This window comes from Streptomyces thermocarboxydovorans, from assembly GCF_039524635.1.
Taxonomy (GTDB): Bacteria; Actinomycetota; Actinomycetes; order Streptomycetales; family Streptomycetaceae; genus Streptomyces; species Streptomyces thermocarboxydovorans.
Genome location: NZ_BAAAGU010000005.1, coordinates 40,336 through 55,075, shown reverse-complemented (window position 1 = coordinate 55,075; position 14,740 = coordinate 40,336). Strand labels below are relative to the sequence as shown.

General features: G+C 71.6%; 15 protein-coding genes and 1 pseudogene. 11 read left to right on the top strand and 5 right to left on the bottom strand.

Translation table 11 applies throughout. The features are described 5' to 3' along the window. Positions 1-60 precede the first annotated feature (60 nt). Positions 61-792 (top strand): SseB family protein, encoded by a 732-nt coding sequence (locus tag ABD198_RS03380; RefSeq protein ID WP_343997794.1) that lies wholly within the window; start codon positions 61-63, stop codon positions 790-792. A 42-nt stretch (positions 793-834) separates the two neighbouring features. Here ABD198_RS03380 and ABD198_RS03375 read toward each other — a convergent pair whose 3' ends face one another. Continuing rightward, positions 835-1,215 carry a DUF1844 domain-containing protein gene (locus ABD198_RS03375; RefSeq protein ID WP_167990523.1) on the bottom strand — a complete coding sequence of 127 codons (381 nt, stop codon included), beginning with the start codon at positions 1,213-1,215 and terminating at the stop codon, positions 835-837. A 359-nt stretch (positions 1,216-1,574) separates the two neighbouring features. On the opposite strand from ABD198_RS03375, the gene infC reads away from it, so the two are divergent. The 9 genes from infC (at position 1,575) to ABD198_RS03330 (ending at position 11,531) form a co-directional block, all read left to right on the top strand. Then, on the top strand, positions 1,575-2,189 hold the full coding sequence (gene infC, locus ABD198_RS03370; RefSeq protein ID WP_167990828.1) for a translation initiation factor IF-3: 615 nt from the start codon (positions 1,575-1,577) through the stop codon (positions 2,187-2,189). Positions 2,190-2,300: 111 nt separating this feature from the next. Beyond that, positions 2,301-2,495 carry a 50S ribosomal protein L35 gene (gene rpmI / locus ABD198_RS03365; RefSeq protein ID WP_003977225.1) on the top strand — a complete coding sequence of 65 codons (195 nt, stop codon included), beginning with the start codon at positions 2,301-2,303 and terminating at the stop codon, positions 2,493-2,495. Between the two features lie 100 nt (positions 2,496-2,595). Further along, positions 2,596-2,979: a 50S ribosomal protein L20 gene (gene rplT / locus ABD198_RS03360; protein ID WP_167990525.1), complete on the top strand. Its 384-nt coding sequence runs from the start codon at positions 2,596-2,598 to the stop codon at positions 2,977-2,979. 201 nt (positions 2,980-3,180) lie between these two features. Then, a complete protein-coding gene (locus tag ABD198_RS03355) occupies positions 3,181-4,029 on the top strand; it encodes a TrmH family RNA methyltransferase (protein ID WP_343997793.1) in 849 nt (282 codons plus the stop codon). A 53-nt stretch (positions 4,030-4,082) separates the two neighbouring features. Next, positions 4,083-5,240 (top strand): sensor histidine kinase, encoded by a 1,158-nt coding sequence (locus ABD198_RS03350; protein WP_343997792.1) that lies wholly within the window; start codon positions 4,083-4,085, stop codon positions 5,238-5,240. 163 nt (positions 5,241-5,403) lie between these two features. Beyond that, positions 5,404-6,525: a phenylalanine--tRNA ligase subunit alpha gene (gene pheS, locus ABD198_RS03345; protein ID WP_343997791.1), complete on the top strand. Its 1,122-nt coding sequence runs from the start codon at positions 5,404-5,406 to the stop codon at positions 6,523-6,525. Then, the gene (gene pheT / locus ABD198_RS03340) at positions 6,525-9,038 is read left to right on the top strand and encodes a phenylalanine--tRNA ligase subunit beta (RefSeq protein ID WP_343997790.1); all 2,514 of its coding nucleotides are present in this window, start codon (positions 6,525-6,527) and stop codon (positions 9,036-9,038) included. The genes pheS and pheT overlap by 1 nt, the downstream gene beginning before the upstream one ends. A 517-nt stretch (positions 9,039-9,555) precedes the next feature. Next, on the top strand, positions 9,556-10,896 hold the full coding sequence (locus ABD198_RS03335; RefSeq protein ID WP_343997789.1) for an NsdA family TPR-like regulatory protein: 1,341 nt from the start codon (positions 9,556-9,558) through the stop codon (positions 10,894-10,896). Positions 10,897-11,003: 107 nt separating this feature from the next. Then, a complete protein-coding gene (locus ABD198_RS03330) occupies positions 11,004-11,531 on the top strand; it encodes an NUDIX hydrolase (protein WP_343997788.1) in 528 nt (175 codons plus the stop codon). An 8-nt stretch (positions 11,532-11,539) separates the two neighbouring features. Here the strand turns inward: ABD198_RS03330 and ABD198_RS03325 are convergent, their stop codons facing one another. Beyond that, a complete protein-coding gene (locus tag ABD198_RS03325) occupies positions 11,540-11,794 on the bottom strand; it encodes a hypothetical protein (protein ID WP_343997787.1) in 255 nt (84 codons plus the stop codon). A gap of 182 nt (positions 11,795-11,976) precedes the next feature. Beyond that, on the bottom strand, positions 11,977-12,837 hold the full coding sequence (locus ABD198_RS03320) for a 3-hydroxybutyryl-CoA dehydrogenase (RefSeq protein ID WP_343997786.1): 861 nt from the start codon (positions 12,835-12,837) through the stop codon (positions 11,977-11,979). Between the two features lie 189 nt (positions 12,838-13,026). Here ABD198_RS03320 and ABD198_RS03315 point away from each other — a divergent pair, with 189 nt between their 5' ends. Next, positions 13,027-14,304, top strand: a complete 1,278-nt coding sequence (locus ABD198_RS03315) for a glycoside hydrolase family 10-like protein (RefSeq protein WP_343997785.1) — start codon at positions 13,027-13,029, stop codon at positions 14,302-14,304. Here the strand turns inward: ABD198_RS03315 and ABD198_RS03310 are convergent. Then, the gene (locus ABD198_RS03310) at positions 14,276-14,473 is read right to left on the bottom strand and encodes a DUF1918 domain-containing protein (protein ID WP_343997784.1); all 198 of its coding nucleotides are present in this window, start codon (positions 14,471-14,473) and stop codon (positions 14,276-14,278) included. The two genes, ABD198_RS03315 and ABD198_RS03310, sit on opposite strands and share 29 nt — an antisense overlap. 92 nt (positions 14,474-14,565) lie before the next feature. Further along, a pseudogene (locus ABD198_RS03305) lies at positions 14,566-14,730 on the bottom strand (EamA family transporter); the annotation flags it as partial. Positions 14,731-14,740 lie beyond the last annotated feature (10 nt).

The following is a 14,740-nucleotide window of genomic DNA, read 5'->3' as shown; positions in this document are numbered from 1 at the left end:
GCCGTTTCCGGGCGCTCCCGCCGCGAGGGTGCCCGCAGGCTGCCGATAGGGTCGGTGACCGTGGCGATGAAGAACATTCCCGACCCCGGTTTCCGCGACGACGACGGCTCCGCCGACCCCCGGCTGAGCGCCGCGCTCGCGGCCTGGGCCGAGGACCGCGAGGCCGTGGGGCCCGTCCTGGAGGCGCTCAAGGGCGCCCGGCTGCTCGTCCCGGTCGTGGCCGTGCTCGGCGAGGTGGAGGAGGACGAGAACGGGCTGCGCCGCGAGAAGACCAGCGACATGGCCGTCCCCACCCTGAAGGCCGGCAACCGCACCGCGCTGCCCGCCTTCACCTCCACCGACTCGCTGGCCCGCTGGGACCCACAGGCCCGCCCGGTCGCCGTGCCGCTGCACCAGGCCCTGCAGGCCGCCGCGCAGGAGAAGGCGGACACCGTGGTCCTGGATCTGGCCGGCCCCGTGCCGTTCGAGCTGACCGGGCCCGCGCTGCTCGCGCTCGCCGAGGGTCGCACCAGTACCGACCCCCTTCGGGACCCCGCGGTCACCGAGGCCGTCCGCGCGGTGGTCGCCGCCGAACCGTCCGTGCGGCGCGCCCACCTCGGGCCCGGCCGGGCCGACGGCACCCTCGCCCTGGTCCTGGACCCCGCCGTGCCCGCCGCCGAGGCCGCCCGTGCCGTGGCCGAGCGGCTGGCCGCCGACGAGACGCTCAGGGCCCGCCTGGTGCGCGGTCTCGACCTGGCGGTGCTGCCGGCCGGGACCGTCCCACCGGGCGAGCCCCTGTACGTGAAGGAATAGAAGAAGGAAGAGAAGAAGGAGCAGAAGGCGCGGCTGCGGTGCTCAGCCGCCGTAGACCGGGCCGGTGTACTTCTCGCCCGGGCCCTGGCCCGGCTCGTCCGGCACCAGGGAGGCCTCGCGGAAGGCCAGCTGCAGCGACTTCAGGCCGTCCCGCAGCGGGGCCGCGTGGAAGGAGCTGATCTCGGTCGTGCTGCCGTCCAGCAGCCCGGCCAGAGCGTGGATCAGCTTGCGCGCCTCGTCCAGGTCCTTGAACTTGTCCCCCTCCTCGGTCAGGCCGAGCTTCACGGCGGCCGCGCTCATCAGGTTCACGGCCACGGTCACGATCACCTCGACCGCCGGTACCTCCGCGATGTCGCGGGCCATGGCGTCGAAGTCGGGGTTGCCTGGGGTCTCGGCGCTGTCCGAGGGGGAGGTCTCACTCATGGCCCACACGATAGGCGGTGCGGTCCGGTGCCCTCCGGTTAGCCCTTGTCAAGCGATCCTGGTAATCTGGTCGATGACCGGTCGGACACGACTGTGCCCGGCCCACAAGTGGAGGCTCTTGAACTCCCACCTGGTCACCCTCGCGGGTGGCGGGTCACCGGTCAGGCGGCGCAGTCCCCGAGAGTGCACCGCCCGAAATCGCGCCCCGCGACCGAACGCGGCGGTGTTCCGGTAGTTCGAGGAGCCCCGCCTGTGATCGTCCGGGGCATTTTTTCTGCGCCGGCGCGGTTAGGTCTAACGAACACACACGTTACGCGGCTGTCCGCCAGACCGTCGCGTGGTGCTACCGAGGAGGATCCATCAGCGCCGAGCCCCGCATCAACGACCGGATTCGCGTTCCCGAGGTGCGACTTGTCGGTCCCAGTGGCGAGCAGGTGGGCATCGTCCCCCTGGCCAAGGCACTGGAGCTTGCGCAGGAGTACGACCTGGACCTGGTCGAGGTCGCGGCGAACGCCCGTCCGCCCGTGTGCAAGCTCATGGACTACGGGAAGTTCAAGTACGAGTCGGCCATGAAGGCCCGTGAGGCGCGCAAGAACCAGGCGCACACGGTCATCAAGGAGATGAAGCTCCGGCCGAAGATCGACCCGCACGACTACGAAACCAAGAAGGGTCACGTAGTCCGGTTCCTCAAGCAGGGCGACAAGGTCAAGATCACGATCATGTTCCGTGGTCGTGAGCAGTCCCGGCCCGAGCTGGGCTACCGGCTGCTGCAGCGTCTCGCGGAGGACGTGGCCGACCTCGGGTTCGTGGAGTCGAACCCGAAGCAGGACGGTCGCAACATGATCATGGTCCTCGGTCCGCACAAGAAGAAGACCGAGGCGATGGCCGAGGCCCGCCAGGCTCAGGAGGCCCGCAAGGCTTCCGCGAAGGCCAACCCCGGCCGCTCGCAGAACCCTGCGGACGCCGAGGCGTGATCCCGGGGACCGCCAGGTCCCAGGAAGCAACCGAAACCAGTACGACGCTCCACAGTGCCCGGTTCCCGCAACCGGGCACAGGAGCGCCACCGACGAGGAGAGAACGGCGCTATGCCGAAGAACAAGTCGCACAGCGGTGCCAGCAAGCGCTTCAAGATCACCGGCTCCGGCAAGGTGCTCCGCGAGCGTGCCGGCAAGCGCCACCTGCTCGAGCACAAGTCGTCCCGTGTGACGCGTCGCCTCACCGGCAACGCCGAGATGGCCCCGGGCGACGCCGCGAAGATCAAGAAGCTTCTCGGCAAGTGACGCCCCGGCGCCTTCACTGAGCGCCGTACGTCGGACCGGGACCCAGTCGATTTCCGGGCCGTGTGAGGACCACCGCGGCCCCGCTACAAGGAGTTAACAAGTGGCACGCGTCAAGCGGGCAGTCAACGCCCACAAGAAGCGCCGGGCGATCCTCGAGCAGGCTTCCGGCTACCGCGGTCAGCGTTCGCGCCTGTACCGCAAGGCCAAGGAGCAGGTCACCCACTCGCTGGTCTACAACTACAACGACCGTAAGAAGCGCAAGGGTGACTTCCGCCAGCTGTGGATCCAGCGCATCAACGCCGCTGCCCGCGCCAACGGCATCACCTACAACCGCTTCATCCAGGGTCTGAAGGCCGCGAACATCGAGGTCGACCGCAAGATGCTGGCGGAGCTGGCCGTCAACGACGCGACGGCGTTCGCCGCGCTCGTCGAGGTCGCCCAGAAGGCGCTGCCGGCGGACGTGAACGCGCCCAAGGCTGCGTGACGCCGGCGCCGGCTTGAAGCCGACGTGAGTGAAGGACCCGCAGGTGTACAGGCCTGCGGGTCCTGTCATGTGCGGGGTTCGTCCGGTCGTTGTCCGACTGCGGGCGCGTTGTGGCCGGTCGCGCAGTTCCCCGCGCCCCTGGGTCGGCGCACCGACCGCCGGTCGGCACGCGCACCGAGATTCTCTGAAGGTGAAAAGAAGATGGCCCCTGCTGGTCCCGAGCTGATCTCCCCCCGTTCCTCGCGTGTGGTGGCCGCGCGGCGGCTGGCCAAGCGGAACTTCCGGGGGAAGGAGCGGCTGTTCCTGGCCGAGGGGCCGCAGGCCGTGCGGGAGGCGGTCCGGCACCCGGACACCCTCACCGAGCTGTTCGCCACGCCCGAGGCCGCGGAGCGGTACGCGGAGATCACCGGCGCGGCCCGGGACGCCGGCGTCCGCATCCATCTGGCCTCCGAGCAGGTCATCGCCGACATCTCCACCACCGTCACCCCGCAGGGCCTGGTCGGGATCTGCCGGTTCCTGGACACGCCGTTCGAGGAGATCCTCGCCGCCCGGCCCAAGCTGGTCGCCGTCCTCGCCCACGTACGCGACCCCGGCAACGCCGGCACCGTGCTGCGCTGCGCGGACGCCGCCGGGGCCGAGGCCGTGGTGCTCACCGACGCCTCCGTCGACGTGTACAACCCCAAGGCCGTACGCGCCTCCGTCGGCTCGCTGTTCCATCTGCCCGTCGCGGTGGGCGTGCCCGTGGAGCGGGCCGTGGCCGGGCTGAAGGACGCCGGGGTGCGGGTGCTCGCCGCCGACGGGGCGGGCGACCGCGACCTCGACGAGGAGCTCGACAAGGGCACCATGGGCGGGCCCACCGCCTGGGTGTTCGGCAACGAGGCCTGGGGGCTGCCCGAGGAGACCCGCGCCCTCACCGACGCCGTCGTCCGGGTTCCCATCCACGGAAAGGCCGAGAGCCTGAACCTCGCCACCGCCGCCGCCGTATGTCTCTACGCGTCGGCACGTGCACAGCGCGCCGTCGGAGGGTGCCGCTCCGTCACCGGAGCCTAGTAGTGTGACCAGCTCGGGAGCCCCCTGAGAAGTCCGAGAGGCGGGGTACGTGGATGAGCGTCGGCACGAGCAGGGCAACGGGAGCACACGGTGCGGCACGCCCGCCCTCGCCCCGGCCCGGTGACCTCGCCGGCCTCGGCATCGACCCCGACGAACTGCCCGACGGGCTGGTCGTCGCCGACGAGCACGGGCGGGTGATCTGCTTCAACGCGGCCGCCGCGCGGATCACCGCCGTACCCGCCGAGGAGGCCCTCGGGCAGCGGCTCGACCAGGTGCTGCCGCTGGAGGACCTCGAGGGCCGGCGCTGGTGGCAGCTGACCGACCCCTACGGCGGGCTGTCCATCCGGGTCCGGCAGCCCGAGCGGAACCTGCTGCTGCCCGGCGGCCGGGAGGTCCTCGTCGCCGCCCGCTACGTACGCACCCGGCCCACCGGTCCGGTGCACCGCGTCGTCGTCACCCTGCGGGACACCGAGGCCCGGCGCCGCACCGAGCGCAGCCACGCCGAACTGATCGCCACCGTCGCCCACGAGCTGCGCTCCCCGCTCACCTCCGTCAAGGGCTTCACCGCCACCCTGCTCGCCAAGTGGGAGCGGTTCACCGACGACCAGAAGCGGCTGATGCTGGAGACCGTCGACGCCGACGCCGACCGGGTCACCCGGCTCATCGCCGAACTGCTGGACATCTCCCGCATCGACTCCGGCCGGCTGGAGGTGCGCCGCCAGCCCGTCGACATGGGCGCCGCCGTCTCCCGGCACATCCAGGCGCACGTCGCCGCGGGGCAGGCCGCCGACCGGTTCCTGCTGCGGGTCCAGCAGCCGCTGCCCGACCTGTGGGCCGACCCCGACAAGATCGACCAGGTGCTCAGCAACCTGCTGGAAAATGCCGTGCGGCACGGCGAGGGAACGGTCACGATTGACGTCACGGCCACGGCGTCACCCCGCGAGGGGGAGGACGCCGGCACGTCGGTCACCGTGAGCGACGAGGGGCCCGGCATTCCGGAGGAGTCCATGAACCGTGTCTTCACCCGCTTCTGGCGGGGCAGCAAGCGCGGCGGGACGGGCCTCGGGCTGTACATCGTCAAGGGTATCGTCGAGGCCCACGGCGGCACCATCACGGTCGGCCGCGCCCCGGGCGGCGGTGCCCAGTTCCGATTTACCTTGCCCGTGGGGGCACCGGCGATCGACTTCGACCTGCCGCGCACCGTCCGCTAGGACACGGGCGGGCAGGTGCGCCGGAGCGGCCCGCGGGCGCATTCGCATATCTCCACCCCGTTAGACTCGGCCTTTGGCACCTTTGTGTCCCGAAAGCCGTGACAAGCCGTCCATGCGTCGGTGACGGGGACCTTCAGCCAGCCAATCGGAAGCACGGGAAGAGATGTCGGCACCGAACAAGTCGTACGACCCTGTCGAGGTCGAGGCACTGAAACCAGAAGAGATCGAGCGCATGCGGGACGAGGCGCTCGCCGCTTTCGCTGCCGCGGACTCCCTCGACGCACTCCATGAGGCCAAGGTCGCCCACACCGGCCCCGCCTCCCCGCTGGCCCTCGCCAACCGCGAGATCGGCGCCCTGCCCCCGCACGCCAAGGCGGAGGCCGGCAAGCGCGTCGGCCAGGCCCGCGGCGCCGTCAACAAGGCGCTCGCCGCCCGCCAGGCCGAGCTCGAGGCCGAGCGGGACGCGCGCGTGCTGGTCGAGGAGGCCGTCGACGTCACGCTCCCCTACGACCGGGTGGCGGCCGGCGCCCGGCACCCGCTGACCACGCTGTCCGAGCGCATCGAGGACATCTTCGTGGCCATGGGCTACGAGGTCGCCGAGGGCCCCCAGGTCGAGGCCGAGTGGTTCAACTTCGACGCGCTCAACATCGGCCCGGACCACCCGGCGCGCGGCGAGCACGACACCTTCTTCGTGCAGGGCCCCCAGGGCGGCACCGAGTCCGGCGTCGTGCTGCGCACCCACACCTCGCCCGTGCAGATCCGATCCCTGCTCGACCGCGAACTGCCGGTCTATGTGATCTGCCCCGGCCGGGTGTACCGCACCGACGAGCTGGACGCCACGCACACCCCCGTCTTCCACCAGGTGGAGCTGCTCGCCGTCGACGAGGGCCTGACCATGTCGGACCTCAAGGGCACCCTGGACCACATGGTGCAGTCGCTGTTCGGCGAGGGCATGAAGACGCGGCTGCGGCCCAACTTCTTCCCCTTCACCGAGCCGAGCGCCGAGATGGACATGCTCTGCTACGTGTGCAAGGGCGAGTCCGTCGGCAACCCCGACCGGCCCTGCCGCACCTGCTCCTCCGAGGGATGGATCGAGCTGGGCGGCTGCGGCATGGTCAACCCGCGGGTGCTGATCGCCTGCGGAGTCGACCCGGAGAAGTACAGCGGCTTCGCCTTCGGGTTCGGTATCGAGCGGATGCTGATGTTCCGCCACAACGTCGAGGACATGCGAGACATGGTTGAGGGTGACGTCCGGTTCACCCGGCCGTTCGGGATGGAGATCTGATGCGGGTCCCGCTTTCCTGGCTGCGGGAGTACGTCGACCTGCCGGCGACGGAGACCGGCCGTGACGTGCAGGCCAAACTGATTTCGGCCGGCCTCGAGGTGGAGACCGTCGAGCACCTCGGCGCCGACCTCAAGGGCCCCCTCGTGGTGGGGCAGGTGACGACCATCGAGGAGCTGGAGGGCTTCAAGAAGCCCATCCGCTTCTGCACCGTGGACGTCGGGCAGGCCAACGGCACCGGCGAGCCCCAGGAGATCATCTGCGGCGCCCGCAACTTCCAGGAGGGCGACAAGGTCGTCGTGGCCCTCCCCGGCGCCGTGCTGCCCGGTGGCTTCCAGATCTCCGAGCGCAGGACGTACGGCCGGATGTCCCGCGGCATGATCTGCTCCAGCGACGAGCTGGGCATGGGCGACGACGGCAGCAAGGGCATCATCGTCCTGCCGCCGGAGACCGAGGTCGGCAAGGACGCCATCGAGCTGCTCGAACTGGTCGACGAGGTGCTCGACATCGCCGTCACCCCCGACCGCGGCTACTGCCTGTCGATGCGCGGCGTGGCCCGCGAGACGGCCACCGCCTACGGGCTGCCGCTGCGCGACCCGGCCCTGCTGGACGTGCCCGCGCCCAACGCCTACGGCTACCCGGTGAAGGTCTCCGACCCCGCCGGCTGCGACCGCTTCACCGCCCGCACCGTCACCGGGCTCAGCCCCGAGGCGCGCTCGCCGATCTGGCTGCAGCGCCGGCTGCAGAAGGTCGGCATGCGCCCGATCTCGCTGGCCGTCGACGTCACCAACTACGTGATGATGGAGCTCGGCCAGCCGCTGCACGCCTACGACCGCTCCCTGGTCCAGGGCGCCATCGGCGTGCGCCGGGCGGAGCCGGGCGAGAAGCTCACCACCCTCGACGGCGTCGAGCGCACGCTCGACCCCGAGGACCTGGTGATCACCGACGAGCGGGGCCCGATCGGCCTGGCCGGCGTCATGGGCGGCGCCGACACCGAGATCGCCGACCACGACGACGCCGAGAACGCCACTGTCGACGTGGTGATCGAGGCGGCCCACTTCGACCCGGTGTCCATCGCGCGCACCGCCCGCCGGCACAAGCTGTCCTCCGAGGCGTCCCGGCGCTTCGAGCGCGGCGTCGACCCGATGGCCGCCTCGGCCGCCGCGCAGCGCACCGTGGACCTGCTGGTGCTGCTCGCCGGCGGCACCGCCGAGGCCGGTGTCACCGAGGTGATCGCGCCGTCCGCGCCCACCACCATCACCATCCCGGCCGACCACCCCGACAAGGTCGCGGGCGTCGCCTACGGCCGGGAGACCGTGGTGCGCCGCCTCCAGGAGATCGGCTGCGACGTCTACGGGCAGGACGAGCTGATCGTCACCGTGCCGTCCTGGCGGCCCGACCTCACCGACCCGAACGACCTCGCCGAGGAGGTCATCCGCCTCGAGGGCTACGAGAACCTGCCCTCCACGCTGCCCAGGCCGCCCGCCGGGCGGGGCCTGACCCACAGGCAGCGGCTGCACCGGCGGATCGGCCGGGCCCTGGCCGGGGCGGGCTATGTCGAGGCGCCCAACTACCCGTTCATCAGCGAGCAGATCTTCGACCAGCTCGGACTCGAGGCCGACGACCCGGCCCGCCGGGTGGTGAAGCTGACCAACCCGCTCAGCGACGAGGAGCCCGCGCTGCGCACCTCGCTGCTGCCGGGCCTGCTCGGCGCGCTGCGCCGCAACGACGGACGCGGCAGCCACGACCTGGCGCTGTTCGAGACGGGCCTGGTGTTCCACCCGCGCGACGAGCAGCGGATCGCCGTCCGCCTGCCCGTCGACCGGCGGCCCACCGACGAGGAGATCGCCGAGCTGAACGCGGCGCTCCCGGACCAGCCGCGGCATGTCGCCGTGGTCCTCGCGGGCGCCCGCGAGCAGGCCGGCTGGTGGGGCAAGGGCCGTCCCGCCGAGTGGGCCGACGCCGTCGAGGCGGCGCGGACCGTGGCGCGCGAGGCCGGTGCGGAACTCACCGTCCGCAAGGGCCAGTACGGGCCGTGGCACCCCGGCCGGTGCGCCGAGCTGGTGGTCACCGTCGACGGGACCGAGCGGGTCGTCGGACACGCGGGCGAGCTGCACCCGCGGGTGCTGAAGACGCTGGGGCTGCCCGCGCGCACCTGCGCGATGGAGCTGGACCTCGACGTCCTCGAGCGGGTCGGCGACGACACCCCGCAGGCACCGAGCATCTCCACGTTCCCGGTCGCGACGCAGGACGTCGCGCTGGTCGTGGACGCGTACGTGCCGGCGGCGGACGTCGAGGCGGCGCTGCGCGAGGGTGCGGGTGAACTGCTGGAGTCCATCCGGCTGTTCGACGTCTACGAGAACGCGGAGCAACTCGGCGAGGGCCGCAAGTCCCTTGCCTACGCGCTGCGTTTCCGGGCGGCGGACCGGACGCTGACGGTCGACGAGGCGTCCGCGGCACGGGACGCTGCGGTGGCCCTCGCGGGCGAGCGAACGGGGGCTGTGCTGCGCAGCTGACGTGAGCTGAGAAGCGCCTACGGGGCGGGGAGCTGCGGTGACATGGCGACTGCGGGTACGCGGTGGCCGCTCGCGCAGTTCCCCGCGCCCCTTCAGGTGGGTCCACTGCACGTACCTCGCAGGGGCGCGGGGAACTGCGCGACAAGCCACGACACACCCGCAGCCGACAACACACCTCGGCCCCTACGGCGATTGGTCGCCCCCGCATCACCGCACCAAGGGCAACAACTGAACCCCCTGAAAGGCCCCGGCGGCAGCCGACCGGCAGCCGACCGGCGACGCCGTCCGCCCCGCCACGGAGTGTCGGGCAGGCAGCTGGGCGGACGGCGTGGCAGCGGGCCGCCGCACTGTACGAGGGGGAGCCGGCGGCCCGGCCGGTCTCTTTCGAGGCATTCAGTCAACCGGCTGGAAACTCTCCGCAACAGTGCGCGCACACTGCGGATTCGAGCACTCCGTTCACACCCCGTGTGAAGCGGGTGCCACTACGCTGACGGGCACCGGACCCGGGGGGCCAGACATGCAGCCCAACACTCTGCTCGACGCGATCCTGGACGAGGCGGGAATCTCCCACGCCGGCCTGGCCGCGCACGTCAACCAGGCCGGGCGGGCCCGCGGACTGAACCTGAGATACGAACACACGGCCGTGGCCCGCTGGTTGAAGGGCCAGCGGCCCAGGGGTCAGGTGCCCGACCTGATCTGCGAGGTGCTCGCCGCCCGGCTGCACCGCCCGGTCACCCTGGACGACATCGGCCTCGGTGTGCCCGGGGAGCCGTCCGCCCCGCACACCGGCTCGCTGTCCGGCTTCGTCGACCGGGCCACCGCCCTGTGGCGCTCCGACCAGCAGCAGCGGCCGCACATACTGGGCGCCCCCGCGGTCACCGGCACACCCGCCGTGATGCCGGTGTGGGAGTGGGAGAACCCGCCGGAGGACACGGACGTCTCCCGCGGCGGCCGGCACCGGGTCACGGCGAGCGACCTCGCCATGCTGCGCGCCGCCCGCAGCCACTACGAGCAGCTGTACCGCAAGGCCGGCGGCATCGCGACCCGCGCCCGGATCGTCGGCTTCCTCAACGCCGAGGCCGCCCCGCTGCTGCGCGGCAGCTACACCGACGCCGTCGGCCGCCAACTGCACCGCGCCACCGGCGGCCTGGTGGCGATCGCCGGGATCTGCGCCTACGACTCCGACGCGCACGGCCTCGCCCAGCGCTACTTCCACCAGGCACTGCGCCTGGCCAAGGCCAGCGGCGACCGGGGGCTCGGCGCCTATGTCATCGCGCTGCTGGTCAACCAGTCGCTGTTCATGCGGGAGTACCGGCAGGCCGTCGCCTTCGCCGAGTCCGCGCTGCGGGCGGCCGGCAAGCACATCACCCCGGCGCTCGCCTCCGACCTGTACGCGATGCAGGCGAAGGCGTATGCGCACCTCGGCGACGGCAGCAGCGCGCTGGACTGCATCCGGCGTGCCGAGCAGGCCGCCGAACGCATCCGGCGCGGCTACGAGCCGGACGAGACCGGCTATGTCCAGCCGGGCCTGGTCAATGTGCAGGTGGCCGAGGCGCTGCTGAGCCTCGGCGAGCTCGCGGCGGCCGGTGAGCACGCGGCGGCCGCCGTGGACAATCCCGCGCACGACCGGGGCCGGGTGCACCGGCTCGCCATGCTCAGCACCATCGAGCTGCGGCAGGGCAATGCCGACAAGGCGGTGGCGGTGGCGGTGCAGATGGCCGAGCAGGCCCGGGGGATGGAGTCGCAGCGGCTGCGGGACAGACTCCGCGCGGTGCGCGAGCACCTGGTGCGCAGCGGCTGCGCGGGCACCGCCGAGGCGGCCGAACTCATCGACGGGGCCCTGCGCGTACCGCTGTAGACCCTGCCCGGCCGCCGCGGCGGCGCGGCACGTCCGCAAGAGGCGCACTGCTGCTGGACCGTCCCTGCTGCGATATTGCCCCTTACTCGGCGGAAGGTGGCAGAACCGTGCAGTGGACGAAACAGAACGAACAGACTGTGTACTCAAACCGCTGGTTCAGCGTCAACCTCGCGGATGTCCAACTACCCGACGGCCGGCACCTGGACCACTTCCTGATACGGCTGCGGCCGGTCGCCGTGGCCACGGTGGTCAACGAGGCCAACGAGGTGCTGCTGCTGTGGCGGCACCGCTTCATCACCGACAGCTGGGGGTGGGAACTCGCCGCGGGCGTGGTCGAGGACGGCGAGGACGTCGCCGTCGCGGCGGCCCGGGAACTGGAGGAGGAGACCGGCTGGCGGCCCGGCCCGCTGCACCATCTGATGAGCGTGGAGCCGTCCAACGGGCTCACCGACGCCCGGCACCACATCTACTGGTCCGAGGAGGGCGAGTACGTCGGCCACCCCGTGGACGACTTCGAGTCGGACCGCCGTGAGTGGGTGCCCCTGAAGATCGTCCCCGATCTGGTCGCCCGCGGCGAGGTCCCGGCCGCCAACATGGCGGCGGCCTTACTCCTGCTGCACCATCTCAGGATCTAGCCGGCTCCCTATCGTCCGAGGGCTTGCCAGGCGACGACGAGGGCCGCCACGGCGGTGAGCACCGTGACCGACTGCAGGGGCCAGCGGGCCTGCTCCAGCGCCGCCAGACGGGTGCTGAGGTCCTCCAGCTCCCGGGCCGTCTCCTCGGTGCGGTGGGAGAGCAGCGCCAGCCCGCCCTCGACGCGGGCCTGTGCCACGTCCGTCCTGCGTCGTAACTCTGCGAGTTCTCCCTTGACGGCCAGATGCTCGGGCTCGGCGGTCACGAAACCGCTCCTTTCCGTAGTCGTGCGTGTCCCTTGCATGCGCATGCTGAGTCAACTCGCCTGGTGGGCGCGTGGGGAGAGTGTGCGTCAGGCATATGCGGGCCCGGTGCGCACACGGTGTGTGAAAGCCGCGGGCCCGGCACTTCGTGAAGTGCCGGGCCCGCGGTGGTCGCTGAGCGTGGTCAGCCGTAGATGTAGAAGCCGGAGCCGGTCTTGCGGCCCAGCCGGCCCGCGTCGACCATCCGCTGGAGCAGCGGGGGAGCGGCGTACAGCGGCTCCTTGTACTCCTCGTACATCGAGTACGCGACCGAGGCGACCGTGTCGAGGCCGATCAGGTCGGCCAGCTTCAGCGGGCCCATCGGGTGGGCGCAGCCCAGCTCCATGCCGTTGTCGATGTCCTCGCGGCTGGCGATGCCCGACTCGAACATCCGGATCGCGGAGAGCAGGTAGGGGATCAGCAGCGCGTTCACCACGAAACCGGAGCGGTCCTGGGCGCGGATGGCGTGCTTGCCCAGCACCTTCTCGGTGAAGACCTGGGCCCGGCCGAGGGTGCCCTCCGAGGTGGTCAGCGCCGGGATCAGCTCGACCAGCTTCTGCACCGGGGCCGGGTTGAAGAAGTGGATGCCGATGACGTGGTCCGGCCGCGCGGTGGCGACCGCCAGCTTCACCAGCGGGATCGAGGAGGTGTTGGAGGCGAGGATCGCGTCCGGGCGGGTCACCACCTGGTCCAGCACCTGGAAGATCTCGGTCTTGACCTGCTCGTTCTCGACCACGGCCTCGATCACCAGGTCGCGGTCGGCGAACTCGCCGAGGTCCGTGGTGAAGCTCAGCCGGGCCTGGGTGGCCTCCAGCTCCTCCTCGGTGATCTTGCCCCGCTCGACCGCCTTCGCCAGGGAGTTGAACAGCCGGGTACGGCCGATCTCCAGGGCCTCGCCGGTGGTCTCGGCGACCTTCACCTCCAGACCGGCGCGAGCGCACACCTCGGCGATCCCCGCGCCCATCTGGCCGCAGCCCACCACTCCGACGCGTTCGATGTCGGTCACATCGTCCCCTTCACCTGTTACGGGCAGCTCGCCTGTTCGCTGCTACGGCTTGCGCAGGTGCCGGGTCCCGGTCCCTGCTCCGTTCGTGCACGTTACTCCGGGGAACCGATGATCGATCGCGGGGGTCGGGCATCCTGGGGCCCGGAACGGTCCGTGACCGGCGGACCGGCGGTCTTCAGGGGTGTGCGCATGGGACGAGTCTCACGCAGGGCGTTCGCGGCGGCGGCACTGTCGGCGCTCACGGTGATGCCGACGGCCTCGGCCGCGGCGCGGCGGCCCGCCGGGGGCGGCGCGGCGGCCGGCGAGATGCGCGGGATGTGGATCGCCGGCGTGGACAACCGGGACTGGCCCTCCGCCCCCGGGCTGAGCGCCGCCGAGCAGCAGGCCGAGCTGACCGCCCTGCTGGACACCGCCGTGCGGTACCGGCTGAACACGGTGATGCTCCAGGTGCGGCCGACCGCCGACGCCCTGTGGCCCTCGCCGTACGAACCGTGGTCGCAGTACCTCACCGGCACCCAGGGCAGGCACCCCGGCTGGGATCCGCTGGGGACGGCCGTGGCGGAGGCGCACGCCCGGGGGCTGGAGCTGCACGCCTGGTTCAACCCGTACCGCATCGCCCTGCACGCCGACCCGTCCCGGCTGGTCGCCTCCCACCCGGCGCGGCGCAACCCCGACTGGGTGGTGCCGTACGGCGGGCGGCTCTACTACAACCCGGGGCTGCCTCAGGTGCGGGCCTTCGTCCAGGAGGCGATGCTCGACGCGGTGCGCCGCTACCCCGTGGACGCGGTCCACTTCGACGACTACTTCTACCCGTACCCGGTGCCGGGGCAGAGCTTCGACGACGCCGCCGCCTACGACGCCTACGGCGCCGGCTTCCCCGACCGTGCCTCCTGGCGGCGGGACAACGTCAACCGGCTGGTGCGCGAGATGGCCGCCCGGATCAAGGAGATCCGCCCCGGTACGCAGTTCGGCATCAGCCCCTTCGGGGTGTGGCGCAACAGCGACGCGGACCCGCGGGGCTCGGACACCGCGGCGGGCGTGCAGACCTACGACGACCTGCACGCGGACACGCGCAGATGGGCCCGCGAGAACTGGATCGACTACATCTGCCCGCAGCTGTACTGGCACATCGGTCACACCGCCGCCGACTACGCCACGCTGCTCGCCTGGTGGGCCGGGGTGGTACGGGACGCGCGGACCCGGTTGTACATCGGCGAGGCGCTCTACAAGGCGGGTGACCCGGCCCAGCCGGCCGCCTGGCAGCGGCCGGCCGAGCTCTCCCGGCACCTCACGCTGGCGAAGAGGTACCCGCCGGTGCGCGGTCACGTCTTCTTCTCCGCGCGCGAGGTGACGGCCGATCCGATCGGGGCGATGTCACGGGTGGCCGCCGACCACTATCAGCGGCCGGCCGGCCCCCCGTACCGAGCCCCTGTGCGTGTTACCGGGTCGTGGTCGCCCGGTGCCTGATCTCCGTGTCGGGGCCGGGGGCGCAGATGCCCTCGTGGCCGTCCTCGAAGCGGACGCGGTAGGGCGGGTTCCCGTCCTGGCCGAGTACTTCGACGATCTCGCCGACCCTGTCGTGCTGACCGACCACCCTGCCGTGCTGGACAAGCTGGTCACCGACGTTTGCGTACATCGATGCCTCCTCACCGAAATTGGGGGAGCAGCGGTCTGTGACCTCGAGTCTATGGCCTGGGCGCGCCACTCGGCAGCGGGCCTGCGGGCCCATCAGCCGCGTGTCCGCTGGGTCACCGCGATGCACACCAGCACCGCGACGGCCGTCAGCGGGGCGGCCGGTGTCAGGTGCTCGCCCAGCAGCAGCACCGACCACACCAGTGTGAGCAGGGGCTGGGCAAGCTGCAACTGACTGGCCCGCGGAATGCCGATCGCGGCCGTGATCCCG

Coding starts and splice junctions, on each gene's coding strand:
- pheS (WP_343997791.1), top strand. CDS start 5,404: ATGTCGGCACCGAACAAGTCGTACGACCCTGTCGAGGTCGAGGCACTG.
- ABD198_RS03355 (WP_343997793.1), top strand. CDS start 3,181: ATGGCCCCTGCTGGTCCCGAGCTGATCTCCCCCCGTTCCTCGCGTGTG.
- ABD198_RS03375 (WP_167990523.1), bottom strand. CDS start 1,215: ATGAGTGAGACCTCCCCCTCGGACAGCGCCGAGACCCCAGGCAACCCC.
- pheT (WP_343997790.1), top strand. CDS start 6,525: ATGCGGGTCCCGCTTTCCTGGCTGCGGGAGTACGTCGACCTGCCGGCG.
- ABD198_RS03315 (WP_343997785.1), top strand. CDS start 13,027: ATGGGACGAGTCTCACGCAGGGCGTTCGCGGCGGCGGCACTGTCGGCG.
- rpmI (WP_003977225.1), top strand. CDS start 2,301: ATGCCGAAGAACAAGTCGCACAGCGGTGCCAGCAAGCGCTTCAAGATC.
- ABD198_RS03350 (WP_343997792.1), top strand. CDS start 4,083: ATGAGCGTCGGCACGAGCAGGGCAACGGGAGCACACGGTGCGGCACGC.
- ABD198_RS03310 (WP_343997784.1), bottom strand. CDS start 14,473: ATGTACGCAAACGTCGGTGACCAGCTTGTCCAGCACGGCAGGGTGGTC.
- ABD198_RS03335 (WP_343997789.1), top strand. CDS start 9,556: ATGCAGCCCAACACTCTGCTCGACGCGATCCTGGACGAGGCGGGAATC.